The organism is Paenarthrobacter sp. PH39-S1 (genome assembly GCF_030063245.1).
GTDB lineage: Bacteria > Actinomycetota > Actinomycetes > Actinomycetales > Micrococcaceae > Arthrobacter_M.
Genome location: NZ_JASISR010000014.1, coordinates 81,069 through 102,977 on the forward strand (window position 1 = coordinate 81,069; position 21,909 = coordinate 102,977).

Below are 21,909 nucleotides of genomic sequence, written 5' to 3' on the forward strand. Positions count from 1 at the left end.
TATATACCGTTAGGAAAAAATTGAACGTTGATCAAGGCCCACGTGTCCTGCCGCCCGGACGGCACTTTTCCGTTACCTGGAGCCTACCGACTGAGTTTGCAGGGCGGACCAACGCCATGCTGCACCGTTCCCGGTCTTTCGCCTCCGAAGGGGGATCGCCGGTTGACATCCTTACCTTCGATGACTTTCGGGACTACTCACAGATCCGCGGCGTACTGAAGGAACGCGGGTACTTGCGCGAAGATACCCGTGTTTTGAACCTTTGGGAGGATCTGCCCGCCATGGCCGTTGCTGCCGACTCCGGAGGAAAGGCCAGCGATTCCGCCGCGGAGGACGAAGTCTTCAGTGCCTTTTCTCCCTTGCCACGGGAAACCGCCACGGACTGGGTGGAACTGGACGGACCTCACAAGCGTATTGCCCGTTATGCAGAGGACGGAGTCACGCTGCTCCAAATGGATCACTTCCGTTCCGACGGATCGCTACTTTTGTCTGATCGCCATGACGTGAAGCAGGCCGGTGTCCATGGCGGACGGTCCCTGATAATGTGCGGCCTTGATGGTTTACCGATCCAGGAATGGGGTTCCGCGTGGGGACTATACCGTTCTTGGTTGGACTACCTGATTTCCGACAGCACAGCATATTTCATCGTGGACAACAAAAATACTGCCCGGTTCATGGCGAGCTACCGCCGTGAGAACGCGGTGGTCATGTACCAGATTCACGAAAATCACCTCAAATCCAGCACTGGCGAGTTTTCATCGGAGTTGACGCCGTCGGCCGAGGAAGTTTTCCCCCGATTGGACTCCTTCGACGGCGTCGTTTACCTGACGGAGCAGCAGGCCGTTGACGTCCATAAAAGATGCGCCGATACAGGCAAGACTTACATCGTGCCGAATGGCCGGTCCACCGATGTCTACGGAGGGAATGAAGCCGGGCGAAGCCCCCGGCTCGGCATCCAGGCGGCGACCCTCAGCCACAGGAAACGTGTCGATCACGCCATCAAAGCGGTTCATTTGGCCAACAAAAACCTCGCTGACAAGGTCCAACTTCGGATTTACGGTGACGGGTCGCAACGCGCCAATTTGGAGCAGCTGCTTGTCGAACTTGATGCAGCGGGAGACGTGAAATTGATGGGGCACGTCCCTAACGCTCAGCAGCATTTCCGAGGTGCGTCCTTCTCGCTCCTGACGAGTACTTCTGAGGCTTTCGGACTGGTTATCGTGGAAAGCATGGCGGCCGGGTGTATTCCCATTGTCTATGATCTCCGCTACGGCCCGGCTTCCATCATCACTGATGGCGTCGACGGATTCCTGGTGGAATACGGAGACATTGATGCACTGGCAAAGTGCATTTCCGACTTTGCCTCGTTGCCCGAGGAACGAATTCAGCAGATGCGGGCGGCTGCGCAAAAGAGGGCTACTGACTTCTCGGATGCTAATGTCGTAAAGCTTTGGGGAGCGGCCATAACCCATGCTGTAACCCGCAAGCGGATTAATCAGCCCCGATACAAGACGGAAATATCCACATCGGCTTGCGAATACCGCGCCGGCGGAGAGCTGGAGGTGAGAGCCCATGTGCACGTCGAACTGGTCGAAGCGTCATCTCTGGAAGGCAGCCCCAGGTTTTTCTGCCGGATCCGAATCAGACCGGGGGAGGCTTTTTTTCGGGTAGCAGCCTCAAGCCAACGGAGAGTAGCCCCCGATACCTATTCCTTGGGCTTCGTCTTCGAGCCGAGAATCCTCGAGACCGTAGCCGGACAAACCGTAGATGTATTCTTGGAAACGCGGCTTCAGGGGACCACAAAGGTGAGACGTATGCCGTTGGCGGAGGTGGGGGCAGCTCCCCGCTTCTACGCCACAGCCCACGGCAACATGAGCATCAGCTTCGCCTGAAACATGACGACGCTACCAGACAGGTGTAATGACGCAATGCCCGCAGCAAATAATGAAAGTCAGTCCCTCCCATTGCTCCCGAGCGGATACCACTGCGCCGTTACGTGGGGAATACCCACAGACTTCGGAGGAATGACCAGCGCCCTTCTTCGCCGTTCGCGGGCTTTTGTCCGCGAGAGCGGAGTCGACGTCGATGTCCTGACCTTTGAGTACGACAACGGCTATGACGACGTCCGCTGTGAGCTGGAGGCATCCGGCGAACTAATTTCAGGGATGCGTCTGCGCAACCTATGGGAAGAGCTCGCCACGTATTCTGACGAAGAGCTGCATACGGCCCAATCGGGGAAAGACGTTAAAGGAATTTTCCGCCCGATACCAGAGGCTGAGATCTCGAAAGAGGAAATCACTCCGGATGCACTCGGTCGCAGGATCCGGGAAGACGCAGCGGGCCAGGGCACCCTCCAAATCGATTATCTTCGTCCTGACGGCACAATCTTTGTCTCAGATCAACGGGACCTGAACGAATTTGGAACTGAGGGGGGCCGCCGCATCACACTCTGCGACAACGGGGGTCATCCCGTCGCTGCCTGGAACCAGATGTGGCCGCTCTACCTGTTCTGGCTGGACACCGTGACCGGAGCGCGGGAGACCTACATGATCGTTGACAGCAAGTCCACCGCTAACTTCATCACTCGGTTCCGCAGGGATCATGTGGTGACTCTGCACATGGTTCACAATTCGCATATGGCATCCGGCCAGGTCCCACCCCATGGGGAGCTCAGCTCGGTCCGGCGGTACGTCTTTGAGCGGCTGAATACCTATGACGGGATCGTGTTGCTGACCGCCCGACAAAAAGAAGACGTGGACATCGCTTTCGATGGCCCCGACAATACGTTTGTGGTGCCCAACAGCACGGAGCTGCCCCCGGCTCTTCCAACCTCGGTGGACCGAATGCAACATCATGGGGTCATGCTTGCCAGTCTGACCAGACGGAAGCGGGTCGACCATGCAATCCGGGGGATCGCCGCGGCCAACGCCGTATCGGCAGAGCCTTTTCAATTGACTATCTACGGGCAGGGACCCGAGCGTGATGCACTGACCGGGGTTATCTCCCAGGCCAACATGCAGGACTGCGTTGAGCTTGCCGGCTATGACGACGAGCCGAGGAAGCGGCTGGAGAGCGCTTCTTTCGTACTTCTGACCAGCCGAATGGAGGGACTGCCGTTGGTTCTTTTGGAAGCGATGAGCGTCGGCTGCATCCCCATCGCCTACGATATGCCGTACGGACCGGCCGACATCATTGTCGACGGCGTGAACGGATTTCTGGTCAAGGCCGGGGACGTAGCGGCCCTCGCGGACAGCATCAACCGGCAAAGCAGACTGGACCCCGAACAGCTCGAGAACATGCGCCAACAGGCCCGGCAAACTGCTGAGCAGTTCAACGACCGCTCAGTAACAGCACAGTGGGGCAGAGTTATGCAGGCGGCAGTGGACATAAAACTGACGGCTATCGCTGCAGCGAATTCACGGAGGAGCGCGAAAGCTGCAGGGTAAAGCATTAAGCTGCTTTCTGAAAGAAGTTTCAGCGAAACCTCCTCCGCGACGCAGTGTCGCCATCAGCAATAGAAAGGGCGGCCCCGCGGTCACATGACTGCGAAGCCGCCCTTTCCTCGCGCTATTGCTCTATGGGAGCTGTACCGTTGCCCGGATCATGTTGTGATCGGAAGGAATAGTCCCCACGAAATTGCCATTCGAATCGGCGTTCACAACCGTCCGCCACTCAGCGACGCGCATTTTGGATGTGAAGATGTAGTCCAAATACGTTCCATTGCCGTCGGCATTCCGTGCGTTCACCTGGCGCTTGAAGGCGTTGAAACTGTCGTAGTTTGCGCCGACAGTCTTCTCTGCCGTTGCTGCCCCGCTAGGCACATCCGAAGCATAAGTGTTGCCCAGTGGATCGATGTAGCCCGCCGCAGTCATGACGTCGTAGGGAGCGTTAGTTGGAGCAGTCCACTTATGGGAATTGAAGTCCCCAGTCACCAGGACGGGCAGATTTTCCGTGTTTCGTTTATTGATTTCCGCAGTTATAGCCTGAGTTTGCGCGGTTCGTACATTCTGGTAGTCGGTGCCGCCGCCCGGGTCCAGATGGGCATCGCCAACGAAGAACTTCTTGTTCGTCGATTTCTGTGTGAAGATTCCCCACGCGAAATAACGCGCATTGTCAGTTTGGTTGATGGAAGGTAGCGCCACCGATCCCTGGCTCACAAGATCCACAGTCGCTGAGTTGAAGAGAAGTTTGGTTCCCTGGGAGGCGCCCTGATCGGCATAAACGCAGTTGGTCGGCGTCGTGTCTTTGACGCAGTTGTTGCGTTTCGTGTTTGTCAGCTTGTAGACCGTGCCGGCCGCCTGGAGGCGTTCCTGTAGGTCCTCAAACTGCGACACGCCGCCCGGCCGGGCGTCATCCTTGAGCCATCCTTGAGAGGCCTCCTGGACTCCGATCACATCCGGCATCTGGGATTGTATGGTGCTGACGACTGCTGCCCTCCGGTCCGCCCACGGCAGCTCATTCGCCGCGCCCGCAAAACAATTGGCACATTTCACATTGTAACTCGCCACAGAAAGCGGACTGCTTACCGGCGCAAGGGCCGCTGCGGCGTCCGTCTTGGCCGAAATGGCCGCAGAGTAGTCAGTGAGGTTAGTGCTGCCGTCGGCTGAAATTGCCCTAACACGTAGGTAATAGGTAGTGTTAGATGCAAGCCCGCCAATATCCGCTGATACAGCCGTGAATCGGTTGTAAGCTGACTCGGAAAAGTCTGGTTTGGTCGAATACTGGACGCGATAGCGGCTCGCGCCGCTGACCGAATTCCATGAAATGGATATTGATGTACTAGTCTTTGAAGATAACTTGAGTCCGGACGGCGCCGCCGTGGCGGCATTGGCATGGGATGTCCCTGTTATGAGAAGGAGCATCGCTGCGATAATGAACGCGGCGATTATTCGACCGCCGAAACGGACCCCGTGTTTGTTCGTTTGCATCTATACCTTAGGGTAATTAACCCTTCTAAAGGTTACTGAGACCATTTAAAAGGCGCGAGTAGGCAACATTGTTGCATAGGGACGCCACAGTCTTTCAGGCCGGACGTAATATTACAAATCGGCAACGACGGGATGTGATCAACTTCATATCCGGGCTAGGGCGGATCCAGGAACAACCGCGGGATGGACGCATTACTCTGTACCGAGCGCTCATTGCTGAGCGGGAGGCTCGTCAGGAGCTCCTTGTGAGCCTCAGGCCGGGCTGGATGGTTGCGGAGGCTCAGGCTGGGCCCATGACTTTCCATACCCCGTTGATGGTCGCAGTTGAGAGGTTGACTATTGAAACAGAAATTTATTGTTCTGGGTCTCGCGCTGTCCGCCGTTGTCCTGACCAGTTCTTGTTCGGCGGCTACGCCTCCGGGGACAACCACCTCTGGGACGTCGCCGGTGCCCAGCGCCAACGGTTTGGCGATCGCTAGCGCAGGGGCCCAAGCGAATGGGACGGCCAGCACGATACCCCCGACGGACGGGACCGCCAGCACGATACCCCCGACGGATGGGCCAAGTATTGCGTCTGCCGGAGCAACCGCCGGTTCCTGGGACCCGACGCGCCACCCCGACCGGACGGTTAGGCAGTACGACGACGATGCGCTGACACCGGAATACCCTGTATGGGAAGCTGGCAAGACTTGGAAAATCCGGGGAGCCGGATATGAGCCCAACGCGAAGGTCGAACTCCAGTTTCAGCCCACAATTAGCGGCAAAGACACAAGCGCGGAAGCGGACCAATTTCAACCCCAGCCCGTTGGCCAGCCGCTGGTTGTCAGCGCGGATGAAAACGGCACGGTGTCTGTCCTGGTCTTTGTTCCCTTGAGTATGCAAGCGGGCAGGTACTCACTCACGGCCTATGCGGGTGACATAGCAACTTCCACGTCCCTCGACATTGTCGCCCCGGCCTGACGGGATGATCTGCCGTGTATTTCGGCAGACGACGGGAGAGCGTTGGATAATGCGGACGTGCAGGTAACGAATCTTCATCAGCTGCCGATAGTTCAGCATGGAAGTCTCGCCAACAGACCAAGCACTACTAAGCGCCAGTCTGTCCTGCTCGAACGCAAGGTCTCAGATGAATATCTCCCACCGCCATATTCGCCCTCGGAAAGGGCCGCTCTTTGTCGCCGCCCTGGCCCTCATATTGCCCATTTTGATAGCGGCACCGCAAGCCAACGCGCTAAGTGGCGGCGCCCTGCAGGGCGAAACCATTGCGGCTCCGGCGTATGCGGTGCCGGTGGGGTTGAAGTCGACGGGGCAGACGGATCAGTCGATTAGTTTGGCCTGGGTTGCGTCGGCGAATGTGCCGCGTTACCGGGTGCAGGTGTACAGCAAGGCGGACATGAGTGATTCGGTGTTTTACCGGTTCACTGATCCGGCGGCGGAGATTCGTGGTCTGGTGAAGAGTACGGCGTATCAGTTTCGGATTCGGGGGATCAGTGCTGACGGTTCCGTGAATCTGACGGGGTATTCGGCGCCTATCACGGTGACGACGGCTGCGGCTCCAGCGTTTGCGGTGCCGGCGGGGTTGAAGTCGACGGGGCAAACGGATCAGTCGATTAGTTTGGTCTGGGTTGCGTCGGCAAATGTGCCGCGGTATCGGATACAGGTGTATAGCAAGGCCGATATGAGTGATTCGGTGTTTTATCGGTTTGAGACTCCGTCGGCGGTCATTGCTGGGTTGGTGAAGTCTACGGCGTATCAGTTTCGGATTCGGGGGATTAGTGCTGATGGTTCGGTGAATTTGACGGGGTATTCGGCGCCTATCACGGTGACGACGGCTGCGGCTCCAGCGTTTGCGGTGCCGAGCGGTCTCAACACCTCGGTAACCAGCCACAGCTCGATCAGTGTCTCGTGGAATCCCGTAGCTAACGCCCCCGGATACCGGGTGCAGGTGTACAGCAAGTCGGACATGAGTGATTCCGGGTTTACTCGCTTCACAGGAGCGTCAGGGACTATCACCGGACTCAAGCCAGAAACGGTCTACTTCGCCCGGGTCCGAGTCATTGGAGCAGCAGGTGAGAACCTGAGCGGCTATTCCCCGGCAGTCTCGTTTACCACGCCGGTGGATCCTTATCCGACTCCAAGTGAATTTACGGCAACTGCCACCTATAGAACCGCAAACTTGTCTTGGAACGCTGTCCCCAATGCGCCCCAGTACCGGGTCGCCGTCGCTACGCGTCCTGACATGTCCGATGCCACGTGGCACCGGTACGCCGGTGTGGCATCTGCGGAGATGCGGGGGCTAAGCCCGCTGTCCACCTATTACTTCCAGGTCAGGGTGATTGACGAGGCCGGGGACGCTCTCAGCAGTTACACTCCCGTACTCGCGGTGACAACTAAAGCGGAACCGCCGGCCCCACCGGAGCTGGTCAATCCCCTGACGGTCGCGAGCTACAACATTATGTGTGCCAATTGCGTGGCAGAGGACGAAGACAATCCGAATGCGCTGCCGTGGGCAGACCGTCGGGGAGCCGTCGTCGACACCATCAAATCGAAAATGCCGGACATCGTCGGCATCCAGGAGGCATCTCAAGCCTGGCTCAATGAACCAGGCTACAAGGGCGGGATCTCCCAATTCGAGGATTTGTTGCAGCGCCTGAACACAGCGGGAGCCCATTATGCGCCCACTAATGACAAGCGCAATAACTGCGTCAACTCGACTACGCCGACAGAATGCGTTTACGCCGATCAAGGTGCATCACAGGGAACGCGGATCTTTTACAATCCCGATACCGTCGAGATACTTCGATCGGGCTCGAAGGCCTTGCCGATGGGTAGCATTTCCGAAAACCAGCGCTACCTCGCTTGGGCGGTTGCGAAGCAGAAAAACACGGGAAAATTGTTCTTCTTCGCAGATACCCACCTGTTGTCGGGCCAAGCGGACGGTTACTACGAACTTCGCAAGCAGCAGGCGGACGCAATTGTAGACATCATCAAGAATGAGAATACGGATGCTCTGCCGGTATTAATGACGGGTGACTTGAATTCCAGTAAGTGGCGCGAACCGTCAAACGCACCATACGACGCCTTCACCGCGGCTGGCCTCATCGACCCCCTCGGAAACGACTACCTGCAGGAGTTCCCCAGCATGGCGGCGACTGCAGAGCACCGGATCCACACCGACCTGAACAGTTGGAATGGGCTGGAATACACACCGCGCGCCAACCAAAATCCAGCAGCCAATGGCACGTACATTGACTACATTTTCACCTCGAAGATGCGGGTGGGCGAGTGGGAAACCGTCGCGAATCTCGACGCAGCGGGGAATTACGTTGGGACATTTCCATCCGACCATAATATGATCGTGGCGAAAGTTGGTTTGCCGTAATCTAAAAAGAGCGCTTGGCGGTGTCAAGCCGTCGTAGCAACATTGTCGTTGAGCCGTTTGGTGAAGACTTCTCGTGGTGTGAGGAATCCTAGGACGGCGCGGGGACGGTCGTTCAGTTCGTCCGCGATGGCGTCCAGATAGGGCTGGTGGCTGGTCAGCTCGATCCCCTTGGGGAGGTACTCCCGGATCAGTCCGTTGGTGTTCTCATTGGACGGCCTCTCGCATGGTGAGTGTGGGTGGGCGAAGTACGCGGGAAGGTCCGTGGCCACGGTCAGCTGGGCGTGGCGGGCCATCTCCGTACCCTGATCCCAGGTCAAAGAACCGCGCATCAGCGCCGGGAGATTATTGACCCGATCGATGAGGACGTCGGCGAGTCCGGCGGCCTTCTTGCCATCGGGCAGGCCCAGCATAATCAGGCTCTTCACCAGGACGACCAAATCCCCCTCCCACGATCCAGGAACACGGCGATCTGAGGCTTCTTCTGGTCGTGCATCGATGCTGACCATGCCTATGATCCGCCCGCCCGTACGCTCACCCAGCGGCTTGCGGGATTTACGTTGCGTGCGCTCAGGGCTCCTGACGGTGAGTTAATGCGGGTGGGTCTCAGGTACGGTTTTTGATGTCGTAGCGCAGGATGAGCTCGGTGCCGGGGTATTGCGTCTGCGTGCTGGTGAGTTGCTGGCAGAGTTCGGCGATCGCCATGGTGGCTCGGGCTGTTGGTAGTGGGTCCAGCCGGATGGTCAGGTAGCCGGGGGTGGTGGTGTCGATGTCTGCGCTGTTGGTGAGCGCCTGTCGGGTGAGGGTGTGGGCTTCCTCTGTTGCGCGGGCGTAACCGGTGTTCGTGCGGATTTCACGGGCGAGGGTGGTGGCGGTGTTGAAGGCTGCCATCCGGATCGCGTGGGTGATCAGCTTGACGTCGGTGTCCAGGACCTGCTGGCCGGGGGCGAGTTCCCCCAACGGTATTCTGGCGGGGATTTCCTTGTGCACGGTTTCGGCCCGGTCGAGGGCGGCCCCGGTGTCCGAAAGCGGGGCGTTGACAGCGTTCTGCATCGCGTTGGTGATCAGAACTTCCCCGGTTCCCGGGTCCGGGGTTCTCGGGTCCAGCATCGCGGCGTCCGTGTCGGCCAGTACCTGGGCGTAGTGGGTCCGGGCGGCAAGGACTTTCTGGTAGGCCTTCTTTTTAGCGGGGTTGGGCACCGAGCGGTCGGGGTCGTCATCGGTGCTGGTGTAGGCGTCGTGGGAATCGAGGTCGAAATGGATGCGGGCGTAGCGGAAGTAGTTTTCCTGCCGCCAGCGGGACCCCATCCGGTAGATCACCTCCCCGGCGGGTATTTCGGTGTTGGTGCTGAGGATGTGGATCTGCCGGGTGCCGCCGCCGGTGGCGGGCACGGTGGGGCTGATCTGGCGCATGCGGAAGGCTTCCCCGGTCCTGGCCAGGGGCAGGTCAACGGACGTGTCCGCGGCCATCCAGGTCCTGGTTTCACCGTGCCCGTCAGCGTGGGTGACGGGTGCGAACAGGTTCTCGTTGATGTTTTCGGTGGCGCCTTTGCGCCAGGTGAGCACGTCAAACCCGTTCTCCGCCATGTGTTTGAACAGTGCAGGGGACCAGAGCGGACGGGCCCGCTTCCTATCCGCACCGGCAATGCGCCTACACCCATGGAAACGGTCCCACCCCGAGATCATCAGGCAAGCGTCGTCCCCGAGCCTAATTCACGGCCTTGGGCAGCGAAGAAAGGCCCACCCTATCCGCCAAGTCTGCCCGACGAACGAGTGCGACTAAGACAGGACAAGGCACAGTTTTCGTGGACATCGCCCTAATTGAGGTGGACTAATTCCGAGTGGGCAGCTGTTCGGGCATTCGACCGCCACGAAATACGTTAAGGTAACTCGACGCCAAGTGCCCTATATCCACGGCTTGTCGGCGACCCCCAACTTCGGAAGCAAGGTAGCCGGCTAGAACGGTGCCTGAGGGCCCCAAGGCGATTAGAAAAATATCCACGTCTGCAAGTGAGTCCAGTCGCAGCTTCAGGTCCTCCAACGTTGGATAGGCGTCGGTTGGCTCCGAGTCTATCCTCACGACGCTTGCCACGTTGTCGAACAGCTCCGGAATCATCTCAAATCTTGATCCTTTACCCGCAACCACGCACACCCTTTTGCCGTCCCAAACCTTCCTCCAAGCGTCGACAGCGTCGCGACCATGACGCTGGAAGAACGGTGGGCGGGATATGTGCGTATTAGCCCAGCGTGACGTCGAGGCCTGGAGAACCGGTTTCAGTTTGTGCCAGTTCTCCGCCCAAATACCCATCCATAGGCGGGTGGTGTAAACCGTCGGCAACGCCAGGAGGAGATCGGACGAAACGGAGTCGTAACCGATCATAAGCGCCCGTAGGTCGGAGGCCAACTGAGGAGACGACTTCTGGAACATCAGATCAAACTCCGGTTGCAGCATTAGCTTAATCTCGCCGTCCCCCCACCTTGCGATAGATTTCCCCGCAGCTAGTTCGTTAACGGTCTCCATCATTGACATCTGCCTGGACTGGATGTGATGCCTGACCTCCACAAGCACGTCCTGCATTTCGATGCGCCCGATGACTTCCAGCATTCGGGCTTGTTCCCACGACTCGGATTGTAGCTTCGCAATGTTGCGAGACTGATCCTCAATAATCTTCGACTGTTTTGCGAGCAGTTGAACCGCTTTATCTAGGTTAACATTTATGGAACTCAAAAGGGCCACTGCGTCTGGCTCAATTAGCATATCTTCTCCCAAGCAATATCGTAAACTGATTAAATGTACCGAACCAGACCGCGGGGGAAACCGGGGAATGACCATCCAAGGTCAAGCGGCCTGTGACCCAGATGCTGGTCATAAGGGCGACCCGTTGAGGTTCGGACCGAATTCACTAGATAACTCTGCGCACCCCCGGATTCAATTGCTGATTGTAAAACATCATATTCATCAACATTGTCGCCGTATTGAGCGAATTCGGACTGACGTCGGGATGATCTTGAATTTTCGGATTAATACAATTAAAGAATGCAAGCCGGCCACTTAGCTGCGAGGCAAGTATGGTCTCAATCGCAGAATACTGGGGAGATCTTTCGGAATAAATTACCGAAGCGGTAGTGGGTTCGCCCGTAAGACGCGAGTCGGATTCGATGTTTCTATTTACAAGCCGTTTAAATACAGCGTCTTTGGGCTCGTTGAAAACCCCATCTGCAGTGAAGTGCGAGTCGTTATACCGGTGCAAGTAATATTCGTCAGAAACGATTGGATCAACGGCGACAGTCTTGAAACCGCCGGTGAGACCATGATATAGAGCACCCGTTCCCCCTTTGGATGCACCGTATAGGAGTACATCGCTTAACGCAATTTCGTTGTTGAGGGCGGTTTCCGTAATTAATCGCTGTATTCTCTTCGTATTCCCCGGATCACGAGCAGTATCTAGATAGAACGCACCAACGACACCTCCGATATCCGCAATGCGCAAGATCGCAGTATCCTGCGGCATATACTTTTGCGCCGTGCGGAAATTCTGCTCAAAATATCTCATTAGGTTAGGCTTATAAATGGGCGCGCTCATGGACGAAAATATTACCAGCAGACGAGGAGATGATGACAATAACGCCGGAGCGGTATATGAAAAGACCACATTATCGTCATTGACAGTAAATTCCCCTTCCTTGACGCGGTGCCAGAGCGCTGCGATTACGTCATCGCGAACGAGCCGACTGCTACTTTCGGTAATTCTATAAACGTAAAAACCGTTCATCGCCAGGCGTGAAACCACTTGTTTCACCTCCAGGTCCCGGCGGGCAATATCGAGCAAGCTTTCATCGCTCTTGCCTAAATGTGCATGACCAATCTCAATGTAATTTGTTGTTGAATCCAAGGACCCGATACTATTCAAGAGGGTCTCAGAGCTATCAGCTAAGCTGAATCTAATTTCGTTCATCTGGTGCTAATCCTTCATTCCGGCGAGGTCGTGCGATCCAAGTCTGATAGAAGAAGCTTCCATGGTGACCCTCGTTTCCAGGGTGGGCAGCTTTGATTTTCAACGCCGGGATCGGATAGGTGCCTCATACTCCTTCTCAGCAAATCCAAGTACGACTTCTTCAAATTTCTGAATAGCTTCTTTTTGATAGAGTTCGTAATCAAAAGGCTTGTAGTTCATTTTTCCTGACAGGAAGCCGCGCATGCCGTCAACTAGTCCATTAACACTGTTGTCAACCAACATTCCGTATCCGCCTTCGAGCACACTTTTCGGACCCACGACATCCGTTGAAACGACAGGTTTGTTCAAGATGAGCGCCTCGAGAACGACGAGCCCCTGGCCTTCGTAGTCGGAGGAAAAGACGAAACAGTCGGCACGTTCTAACGCCGGGAAGGGGTTGAGCCATAGCCCCGCAAGCAGCACGTGCGATTCCAAGGAAAGGCTCTGGATCAACGACTCGAGGTCCTCCTTCAGCGGCCCATCGCCTAATATGGCAAGCTTGCAGTTCGGATTGGAATCTACGATCTTGGCGAAGGCGCGAATAAGCTTCGCATGCCCTTTCTCCGGGGAGAGGCGCCCCAGTGTGAGGAAAAGCGTGGTGTCGCCGCCAATCCAATCCGCGAGGTCACCGTCCAACGCCTCTGTGGCAAGCTGCTTGGACTCTTCTGCGTTGACGACGTTGTTGCAGAACGTGAAGAGCTCCGGTCGTAAGTCGAATTTCGCGGATAGCTGCCGCACGTTCTCCTCGCTTACGCTCTTCGTAACGGATACCAGCTGCTGATAACTTCCATAAAGACGGAACATCGACTCGAGATACCTAAACCTGTGGAGCCACTCCCTATGCATGTCGTTATGCAGATAGATCGACTTTCTGGCACCGGGATTTGTGCTATTGGCAAAGAGGGCCGCCCAAAATCGCGCGTAGCCTTCGAAGCAAACGACCGAGTCGAAAACTGCATAACCGAACATCCTGCGGAATTCGCGTTCGAAAGCCCGGTGGTAGATTTCACGCTGTTCTTCCGCAGCGAAGTCGCCTATTGCGTTGAATTTATCAATCACCCAGCGTTCCTCTGCTGTCACGAGCTGTCCACCGACACGACCGAGGACTTGGACGTGCGACGGGTTCTGAGCGAACTTGTCGAGGCGCCTCTCTTCAGATTTTACGGTCACTGGCTCAACTACCAAACATACTCGGTTTTTCTCCAAATCGATATGCCTAACCAGGTTCAAATAAGATGTTGTTATGCCATTCGGAATAAAGGAGCCTTGATACATGAGGACGTTTTGCTTTTTGCCTTTAGCAGTGTCCAAGACATGCTCACCATCCTCGAAGAAAAAGAAGTCGATGGTTCTTTGAGTTGAATTCCCGTCCTCAAGCCCGCAGAACGTAGCCATTCCTTGTCGGTACTTCTGGTCAGGCTCCCTATCCCGAGCCATGGCTCGGACGACTTCTTCTTTTAGAGACTCCGTTTCTAGGGCGACGCGCCCCGGCATCGTTTCCAAGTCGAAATAGAGGCCGCGATCCGCGGAGTACTCAGCCAAATCGTAAGCGAAGTAAACGATTGGCTTGCCTGTAGCCATGAAGTCAAAGAAGATGCTCGAGTAATCGGTAATCAGTACATCGACGATGGACAGCAGGTCATTGGTGTCGAGGTCTTCGGGTACAAGGAAGTCATACAGCGCGGTGTTTTCGAGTGTCCCTGCAACCATCGCATGTCCGCGGAAGAGAGGATGACAATCTAAGTCCATTAGACACGCCATGGTATCCAGAACCTGCTGATTGTCCGAGTCCGTAGACCCGAGTGATCCCCGCCAAGTTGGCGCGTACAAAACAACCTTGCGATCAACTGAAATGCCAAGGCGCCTCCGAAGGTCATCCTTTGCGTTCTGGTCGGTGTTGATAGTCGAATCGACTCGAGGGTAACCTGTGACGGCCAGCTTGCCGGGGAACAGTCCCGCCACGTCGTACTTTTCAATCAGGCAGTCTGCTGTAAACCGGTTTGGCGCAATCATATGGGTGGCATGGAGAAAGTTTCTGGCAGCGTTTCGATGGTCCATGAAACCATTTTTGATGTCTCGACCGAGCGTTTTTAGCGGCGTCCCATGCCACGTGTTCAGATATTGTTGATTCTTCCGACGGGTGAAATATGGAGGGAAGGTATTGTTGTTTATTAGATAGCCCGCAGTGGCCAGGTACCGTAGGTACAGGTCGGTGTCGCGTGCGACAAAAATCACATTTTCCCTGCTGCGCATTTCTTGAGGTATGCGATCCTTGTCGTTGAGAACCCAGACGTGAGTGAATGCCTCGAAACGCGGATCGGATATGAGATTGCGATAAATTTGCAATGGATTACACGACACAGAGTTCCCATGTCCGCTCTCGTAGAGAATGGTTTCCGATTCGATGTTCAGAGTTTCGAGATACTCTGTGTAGACCATTGACTGCTTGAGGTCTTTATTTTTCAGATATTGAGCTGTATCGACTCCATGAGCGCGCTTGAAATGACGAGTTTCAAGGTATGCGTTACATGCTCCTTCAAAGTCTTTGGCGTTCTGGAGTGCGCGCCCTAAACGGTAGTACCGTGCGGGTGTGTGTTTCTCAGTCCTTCGCACGCTCGCTAGGAAGGCAGCCGCCGCGAGGCCAGGGTGTCCGCTTGCCTCCAATCGGACGCCGGCTTCATGGCACAAAGTCGCTGATTGCGAGGCCATGGCGACGTGCAACGTTCGGGCGAAGATTTCCGATATGTAATTTTCCGATGCGGAGCTAAGCGACGGAAGATGTTTCTGGACGGAAGCGTCGTCGAATGGCTGAGTGGAAGCGAACGCTTGGCACGCTGCTTCATATGAATTCGCTTGGACCCGAACGTACCCCAAACGGTATTGCCAGTAAGCCGGCGCTGAATCATGAATAGCGATTGCGTATTCGTACGCCGCGGCGGCGTCCTGCCAGCTTCCTTGTCTCTCAAACGAGAAGCCGAGCCGGTAATGCCATTGGGGAACGGCAGGATCAAGAGCCACTGCGTTCCGAAGTGAGTTAGCCGCAGCGGCCCAGTCGTAGCAGCGCTGAGAGGCGAGGCCGAGCTTGTAATGAAGCTCAGCAAGCAAGGGTTTGTTTCGGAGGGATGCCTCAAACGCTTTCGCAGCGGAAGCCCATCGGCCCCGTCTCTGGAAGAATACGCCGATGCCGAAGGTGGCGGCATCTAGCGCTGAGTCGGTATGGATTGCACGCCGATATGCACGATTCGCCTTGTCGTGGTCTCCCAGGAGCTCCCAGGACCACCCCTCACGAAAGTGCAGTTCAGCGTTGTCCGGCTCCAGTGCGGCAGCCGCAGCGAAATTGACTGCCGCTTCCGAGATGCGATTCATGAAGAATTGGCCCTCAGCAAGCCGGGTAAGCCACTGGGGATCATCGTTATGGAGCTGGAGTCCCGCCTCAAGTGCTTCAATTTCTTGCCACTTGGGTGCTTTCCTGCTAACGAGGTCCTTCACACGCGAGCGTTGGCTAGCAGCACGGACGCGCTGGGCCTCGAGGCGGGTCTCCCGTGCGCGAGACGCTTCCACGGAAGTGACCTCCAAACGGTGTTGCCAGCGCGGGCGGTTCGGTTGTAGCGATATTGCAATTCCATACTGCTCGGCCGCTCTGGCGGGCTCTTCCAGCTTCTCCAACACGTATCCGAGCCTGTAGTGCCAAGCAGCAACACCAGGACGGAGGACAGTGGCGGATTCCATTTTTGCTGCTGCCTCCGCGAGCATCTGCATATGGAAATATACGTGTCCCAGACTGAAAAGGACCTCTGGGGCGTTGATCTCACTAGCATCAAGGACGGCGTTGTACGCTTCGGCCGCCTCAGACCACTCCTCCAGTTCCTCTAGCTCACGCGCACGCGCCATCGATTCTTGCAACCCGATCATTATTCTCCCGGATAGTTCCTAGTGTGACCGCCCCCAAATTGGTTTTGGTCCGTGTGGTCATGATGATTATCTGGCGGGGGCCACTAACTTAATCACGGCTTGAAGGTGAGGGATCCGCTGCAGGGGGGAGGGCAGCTAATCCCGCGCCCTCTGGCCAGAGAAATCCGTGGACACGTTCTGTAGCATGGCCGTCGCAGTGCGGTGCAAAGGTTTGGACGAACTCGCTGTACCTCTTGGCGTATCGTCGGGAGACGGAGGAGATGTTCTTGATGGACCGTACAACTTCTTCCGTGGTGTTGTGCAGGGGTCCCGGAGCCTTCTCTTCCAGATCGAAATAGAATCCCCGGGTTGCGTCCCGGTACTGCGCGATGTCCGGCGTCAGGAAGATGATCGGTTTGCCCGTGACGCAGAAATCGAACATAACGGACGAGTAATCGTTCACGAGAATGTCCGCGGCAGTGTACAGATCGTTGACCTCCGGATACTCCGTAACATCGATGACGAACTTGTTCGCTGCTGTCTGGCGCTGACCGGCGATATTGTGGTGGCCGCGCAGGAGAATGACGTAATTGTTGCCAAGGAGGCGTTGGGCCGCCTCGAAGTCCAGGTAGGTGACCATCTCGTACTGCTTTGAGTCATTCTTGGCATCATCGCGCCACGTGGGTGCGTAAAGGATGGCTGTTTTTCCCTCGGGTATGCCAAGTTTTTCCCTTATCGCCGGACGGGCGAGCGCCATGCGGTCGGGGGTGAGGCTGTCGTTGCGGGGGTAGCCTTCTGTTACGACACGTCCATCGAAGCCGAAGCACTTTGCCAGGACTTCGGCTGCGTAATCATTCTGTGCGAGCAGGGCATCCCAGTAATCTGCTTCCCGCCACATCAGATTCCAATATGACAGTGAAAAGTTGGTCCGGGCCACGTCGTTCCCGAGCTTCTTCAGCGGGGTGCCGTGCCAGGTTTGGATGTATTCCTGGCCTTCCCGCTTACGGAAGTAAAACGGGAAATTGTTGTTGTTGATCAGGATCCGGACCTCGCCGAGCAGGCGATACCACAGCTTGGAACCGATGAGCACCGGTGAAGCTCCAGGGGGAACTGGAACCGAATAGTCGGAGATGGCCCAGTACATCGGCCAGGTCGAACCGCGCCGCTGGTATTCCTCCAGCAGACGCCGAGGGCTGTCCGTTGCGCGGCGGCCGCCGAAGCACATGAAAAGAACTGCCTCACGCAAATCATGGGGCGCTTGTTGGGCCGCACGCAGACGGATGGCCTGCTGATTGAACCTGCCCAACTCGTCATGAGCCAAGGGCGGACGCAGATGCACAGTCAGAGCAGCATTCCGGGACGAGCGGGTGATTCCGACTTCGGTGCGACCGGCGTCAATGCGGCGCGGCATCTGCTGTTGGAGCTCCTCGCCGGCGGGGAACCAGTAACCCTGGGTGTCTTCAACACCCGGCGGAACGTATCTGACACTATAGGCACCCGATTCGGGCATGAGTTCCTCGTCGCCCCACGGTCGCTGCGGGAGGACGAATTCAGCCACGAAGGCGTTGCTGCCGTCATCGGTCCGTAGGTCCAAGGAGACGTTGGTCGCCGGGATGACGGCCTTGCCGCTCGACAGCACGAATCGTGGGGCGTGGATGACGGGAAGATCGGCCGTCCCCTTTATTGTCAGTACCCGGTGGTCCGCTGAAATGTCAATGAATGAAGCGATGACCCGCGTCCTGCGTTCTTCGATGGTAAGGAAGCCGTAGCCCGTGAGACGGACCCGTAGGCTCCCGGTGCCGTCGACTTGCTCCATGAGGGACTGCGAATCCAATGGCCAGGCTACCGGCTGGGGAGCCTTGAAGCCGCTATCGAGGCGCAGCTGCCACTCGTACTCCGTGCGCAATCCGGCGTCCTGCGCCAGTTGCGGTATGTTGACCGCGTATTTCGCGGTGTTTCCGTCCACGCTGGTGCATGTGGCGGTCTTCCGAATACCGAACTTAGCGCATTCCACTGCAATTTTCGCGGCCAATGGTGCTGAGTTGGCCTGCACAGTCAGTTCGAGCGTCCGTCCCTTGAGCTCGACAACGGTAGCTATGTACATCGGGACGACACGGACAAGAGTCAGGCCGGTGCTCCCAGGTCGCATTTCCACGGCGAGGCGTTCGGTGCCCACCATTGGCCCAACGTCCAGCTGACCAGTGGAGCCAGTGAGGTCGCGGCCGGCGATAATCCCTTCCAGCGTCATGTCGTAGGCCCGAAGGGTCAGCCTGATATGCCATGCAGTCACTTCAGAGTATTCCGCTGTTTCGAGCAGTTGCCGGGGATCGATGACGGTGCGGAACGAAGTTTCAGCGTAGGAAGTCCAATTGTCATTGGACTCCCAGTCAATCGCGGGGTCGCTGGCCCGCGCAACTTCGAGGGGGAGAACGATGGTCTCGTCAGTATTCAACAGGGCTGCGTTAATGATCATTCCACCAGCCACCGGATCCACTGACGAGATATAGGCGTGTCCGCCTATTTCCAGACGCCCATCGGTCAGCCAGGTGAAGTGGGTGAGTTTGCTGATCATCCGAAGATCGACGTCCTGACAGACCAGCAACTCCTGATCGAACGACGCACTCAGCTCTGACAGATATGCGGGCTGAGCCAGGAGCTGGTTCTCAGTGAAGGATGTCGCGAAACTCGAACCGTAGTCGCTGCGGTTATTGCAGATGCGCTCCACGTCAACGCGGTTGTTGGCGAGCACGGAAGCCAGAATCAGCCTGTTGTGGAGCGGGATAGCAGCCCAGTCAAGGTCATGGTCGTCGGCGAGCCGTGACACGGTGCTTTGCAGGGATTCCCAGTAAGTCTCGTCCGTTCGCGGGACTACTTCAAAAAACCGGAAGAGGCGGATGCCCAGCTCATGGGACAGCCACCGCTGGTATAGTTCCGGCGAAGCGTCCTGACCCAGCATTGCCGCCAACGATTCAAGGCGCTTCAAACGGTCCTCAAGATACTGCTGCTGGCACAGCAGTTCCCGAGGTACGACCCGGGCGGCATCATCTTGGGAAGTGTTCGACAGCTTCACGTCGAGAAGGTCAAAGGTGGCGGCACGGGCATACGCTACCCGCATAGCTTCGTACTGCCAATGCCCTTGGTCGGCGGCGACCGGAGCGACCTGCTCGGTCCAGAATTCCCGCGAAAACAGCTTGTTGCTCAGGAATCCATCCAGTAGCACCTCTGGCGCTTCAGCCAGCACCAAGGCCAACCGGCGTTCGCCGTGTAGTTTTCGTTGCCAGGCAGGTGTCGAGGCAGTCTTGCCTTTGGCGACTCCGGACATGCCGACGACCATGTCGGATTCTGTTTCCCGTGCGGTTTGAAAAAAGAGTTCCATCTGGCTTTTCTCAACGACGTCCCCCGCCGTGAGGAACAGCAGGTAGGGTGCGCGGGAGCTTGAAACCGCACGCTCACGGGCCGCAGTTTCTGAGATATCCGGCGCGGACAGGTACTTAATTCTGACGTCCCGCGTTGCGAACGGCAGAACGGCAGCACTGACGCTATCCCTCTCGACGATGTCGACGACGGTGATTTCCATCGCTGACGGCTTCTGTCCCAGCAGGCTTCGAAGGGTGGCGGCGACATCCAGAGCCTGTTCTGTGGCAACGATGATGACAGAAACCCGTGGTTTCTGGCTGGGTGCCTTGACAATTTGCTGCGCCTTCACGATCTGCTGGACCTTTACCACGTCCGCAGGGTGAACCGCTGCACGGATCTGGGTGCGCTGTTCCGGAGGGAGGGTGCGCCAAAGGCGGCGGAGCTTTCTCTCGGCCATCGCCTTGAGGTTCGCTACTGCCGGGGTGTTCTTAAGACCTGCCATGGCGGTATCCGATTCTCTCATCTGTTGCCGACCAAAGTGTGGGGGAAAAGTGGGCCATCATTCCGGCGCCGTCACCATGGTCCCATAGCGGAAGCGGGGAGTGCCAACGCCGGGTATTCGGCGCTCAAAACGGCCTAGGTAAAAGCAACTCGACATTTTGATCCGTAGCCTGCCCCATCACGTCCCGCGGCTTGAGGCCGGGTCGGTTGGAGGCAAGTTCCAGGCTTAGGGAAGCAAGGTATGCTGGCGACAGCTGTTCACCGTCGGCGGCGGTCTCCGGGCCGGAGTGGTCAATCAGGGTTGCGACTACGGAGAGGGTGCTGTTGTTATTGTCGATCACTTCCACTATCCGGGATTGCTGCGGAAAATCGATGTGCGACGCCGTTGTTATTTCCCACATCCCGCCTGGCTGGTGGGGGTTCTCGTGCTCGGTCACCTTGTGCCGGTGCTGGTGGCCGTTCATCCAGAGGATCAGATTCGGGAAACGCGCCAGCATGGAAAGCAATGCCTCTTGCGTGACGGTTTCGCCGTCGTCGTCGTTATGCAAATCCTCAGCGGACGGAAACGACGACGATGGGTGATGGGTGAAGAGGACAACAAGACGGTCTTCAACGTCTGCGTTTACCTCCTTGCCCTTGGAGCTATAGCTCTTTCTCGAGACCGAAGCGAGCTGATCCTCCATCCAGGCCGCTTGCGCTGAGTCCAAAAATCCGTCGGCTGTTCCATCCGGCGAAGCGGTGTTCAACATGATCCCCAGCAGCCCAGGAGCCATCTCAAAAGTGTAATAAGCCTTTCCGCTCTGCACGCTTTCCTCGTTGAAGCCATGCCCGTGAGGTCCGGCGGGTCCTGGGTTCCCAAGGTGGGCTGCCATGAAGTCCTTCTTCGTGAACGGCGCACGGAGTTCGGAAGATTGCACGGAGCGGGATGGCATTGATGCCAGCAACTCATGCCGTTCGGCCGCGTTCGAATCCTTAATCGACGTCCAGAATTTTGATCTGGCTGTATCTGCCGGCAGGTCCAGAGGCAATTGTTTGCCCACGCGGAGGCTATCGATGAAGCTTTCCTGTGGCGATAGGGCAGTGCCCGTTCCCCTGCCGCACTCGTCATGATTACCAAAGCCGGAATACCAAGGATAGGACGATCCAGCTGTTCGGACGGGTGTTACAGCGGCTGCAAGAAAACCGGGAACCGTCGGATAGCCATAACGTGTTTTCCATTCATCAGGCGTGGCACCAGAACTTTCCGGCTCGGGATGCCAAATGTACTTCTTGAGATCCTCGGGCGCCCAATCGTGGTCCTGCACTCCGCGGTAGCCGCCTGTCACGGGATGGGACGAGGCCTCCACACCATTGAGGGTATCGATTGCTGCAGCCAGTTCGTCGCCTGCATACGAATTAGAGCTGTCTCCGGTGGACATGAGGAAATCTAATTTCCGGCCGCTGATAGGACCTGCCCCCATCGCGTTCAGTTTCCGGACCATCGCGTCCAATACATGAACGGTCAGCAGGTCCTGGGGCCGGAACCGCCCGGATGTAGGGAAACCGTTATCGAAGTCGCCATACTGCCAAAGAAACGACATTCTGCCGGGGCTGGCGGCATCGATAATGTGCGTGTCTGTTATTTGAGCAAAAGCAGCCAAGCCCACCCGTCGGGAACCCGACTGAGGTACCGTCCGACAAAGCTCCTCGCGCACTACCGTTCCTTGGCCTGGACCAAATGCCAGGCTTCTGTAAGGCAGACCCTTGACCCGCACGTGACCGGGAACAACGGTGCGGTCCAAGGTGGTGAAACTTCCGGTCCCGGCAGCCGTTACCGGCACACCGCCTTGGGAACCGCTTATGCTGGCGAGTGCCAAGC

Annotated in this window: 10 protein-coding genes and 1 pseudogene; 3 read left to right on the forward strand and 8 right to left on the reverse strand. The window is 57.0% G+C overall.

Annotated features, from left to right (window positions below; translation table 11 throughout):
- Positions 1-20 precede the first annotated feature (20 nt).
- Positions 21-1,892, forward strand: coding sequence for a glycosyltransferase (locus tag QMG52_RS10805; RefSeq protein ID WP_283560411.1), 1,872 nt, complete (start codon positions 21-23; stop codon positions 1,890-1,892).
- A 132-nt stretch (positions 1,893-2,024) separates the two neighbouring features.
- Entirely contained in the window at positions 2,025-3,446 is a 1,422-nt protein-coding gene (locus tag QMG52_RS10810) for a glycosyltransferase (RefSeq protein WP_283560412.1), read from the forward strand.
- A gap of 129 nt (positions 3,447-3,575) precedes the next feature.
- Here the strand turns inward: QMG52_RS10810 and QMG52_RS10815 are convergent, their stop codons facing one another.
- Positions 3,576-4,928 (reverse strand): endonuclease/exonuclease/phosphatase family protein, encoded by a 1,353-nt coding sequence (locus tag QMG52_RS10815; protein ID WP_283560413.1) that lies wholly within the window; start codon positions 4,926-4,928, stop codon positions 3,576-3,578.
- Positions 4,929-6,054: 1,126 nt separating this feature from the next.
- Here QMG52_RS10815 and QMG52_RS10820 point away from each other — a divergent pair.
- The gene (locus QMG52_RS10820) at positions 6,055-8,310 is read left to right on the forward strand and encodes a fibronectin type III domain-containing protein (RefSeq protein ID WP_283560414.1); all 2,256 of its coding nucleotides are present in this window, start codon (positions 6,055-6,057) and stop codon (positions 8,308-8,310) included.
- A gap of 23 nt (positions 8,311-8,333) precedes the next feature.
- On the opposite strand, the pseudogene QMG52_RS10825 reads toward QMG52_RS10820, so the two are convergent.
- From QMG52_RS10825 to QMG52_RS10855, 7 genes and pseudogenes are all read right to left on the reverse strand, one after another.
- A pseudogene (locus QMG52_RS10825) lies at positions 8,334-8,879 on the reverse strand (IS30 family transposase); the annotation flags it as partial.
- A gap of 34 nt (positions 8,880-8,913) precedes the next feature.
- A complete protein-coding gene (locus tag QMG52_RS10830) occupies positions 8,914-9,993 on the reverse strand; it encodes a putative transposase (protein WP_349361693.1) in 1,080 nt (359 codons plus the stop codon).
- Between the two features lie 145 nt (positions 9,994-10,138).
- On the reverse strand, positions 10,139-11,077 hold the full coding sequence (locus QMG52_RS10835) for a GT-D fold domain-containing glycosyltransferase (RefSeq protein ID WP_283560416.1): 939 nt from the start codon (positions 11,075-11,077) through the stop codon (positions 10,139-10,141).
- Positions 11,078-11,210: 133 nt separating this feature from the next.
- Positions 11,211-12,263 carry an XcbB/CpsF family capsular polysaccharide biosynthesis protein gene (locus QMG52_RS10840; RefSeq protein WP_283560417.1) on the reverse strand — a complete coding sequence of 351 codons (1,053 nt, stop codon included), beginning with the start codon at positions 12,261-12,263 and terminating at the stop codon, positions 11,211-11,213.
- 99 nt (positions 12,264-12,362) lie between these two features.
- Complete coding sequence (locus QMG52_RS10845) at positions 12,363-16,214, reverse strand: CDP-glycerol glycerophosphotransferase family protein (RefSeq protein WP_283560418.1); 3,852 nt, start codon at positions 16,212-16,214, stop codon at positions 12,363-12,365.
- An 88-nt stretch (positions 16,215-16,302) separates the two neighbouring features.
- Entirely contained in the window at positions 16,303-20,052 is a 3,750-nt protein-coding gene (locus QMG52_RS10850; protein WP_283560419.1) for a bifunctional glycosyltransferase/CDP-glycerol:glycerophosphate glycerophosphotransferase, read from the reverse strand.
- Between the two features lie 124 nt (positions 20,053-20,176).
- A complete protein-coding gene (locus QMG52_RS10855) occupies positions 20,177-21,907 on the reverse strand; it encodes a TIGR03767 family metallophosphoesterase (protein ID WP_283560420.1) in 1,731 nt (576 codons plus the stop codon).
- Between the last annotated feature and the right edge of the window lie 2 nt (positions 21,908-21,909).

What these genes read in the sequence shown, in the direction of transcription:
- QMG52_RS10810 (WP_283560412.1), top strand. Translation starts at nt 2,025, where the DNA reads ATGACCAGCGCCCTTCTTCGCCGTTCGCGGGCTTTTGTCCGCGAGAGC.
- QMG52_RS10815 (WP_283560413.1), bottom strand. Translation starts at nt 4,928, where the DNA reads ATGCAAACGAACAAACACGGGGTCCGTTTCGGCGGTCGAATAATCGCC.
- QMG52_RS10820 (WP_283560414.1), top strand. Translation starts at nt 6,055, where the DNA reads ATGAATATCTCCCACCGCCATATTCGCCCTCGGAAAGGGCCGCTCTTT.
- QMG52_RS10830 (WP_349361693.1), bottom strand. Translation starts at nt 9,993, where the DNA reads ATGATCTCGGGGTGGGACCGTTTCCATGGGTGTAGGCGCATTGCCGGT.
- QMG52_RS10840 (WP_283560417.1), bottom strand. Translation starts at nt 12,263, where the DNA reads ATGAACGAAATTAGATTCAGCTTAGCTGATAGCTCTGAGACCCTCTTG.
- QMG52_RS10845 (WP_283560418.1), bottom strand. Translation starts at nt 16,214, where the DNA reads ATGATCGGGTTGCAAGAATCGATGGCGCGTGCGCGTGAGCTAGAGGAA.
- QMG52_RS10850 (WP_283560419.1), bottom strand. Translation starts at nt 20,052, where the DNA reads ATGGCAGGTCTTAAGAACACCCCGGCAGTAGCGAACCTCAAGGCGATG.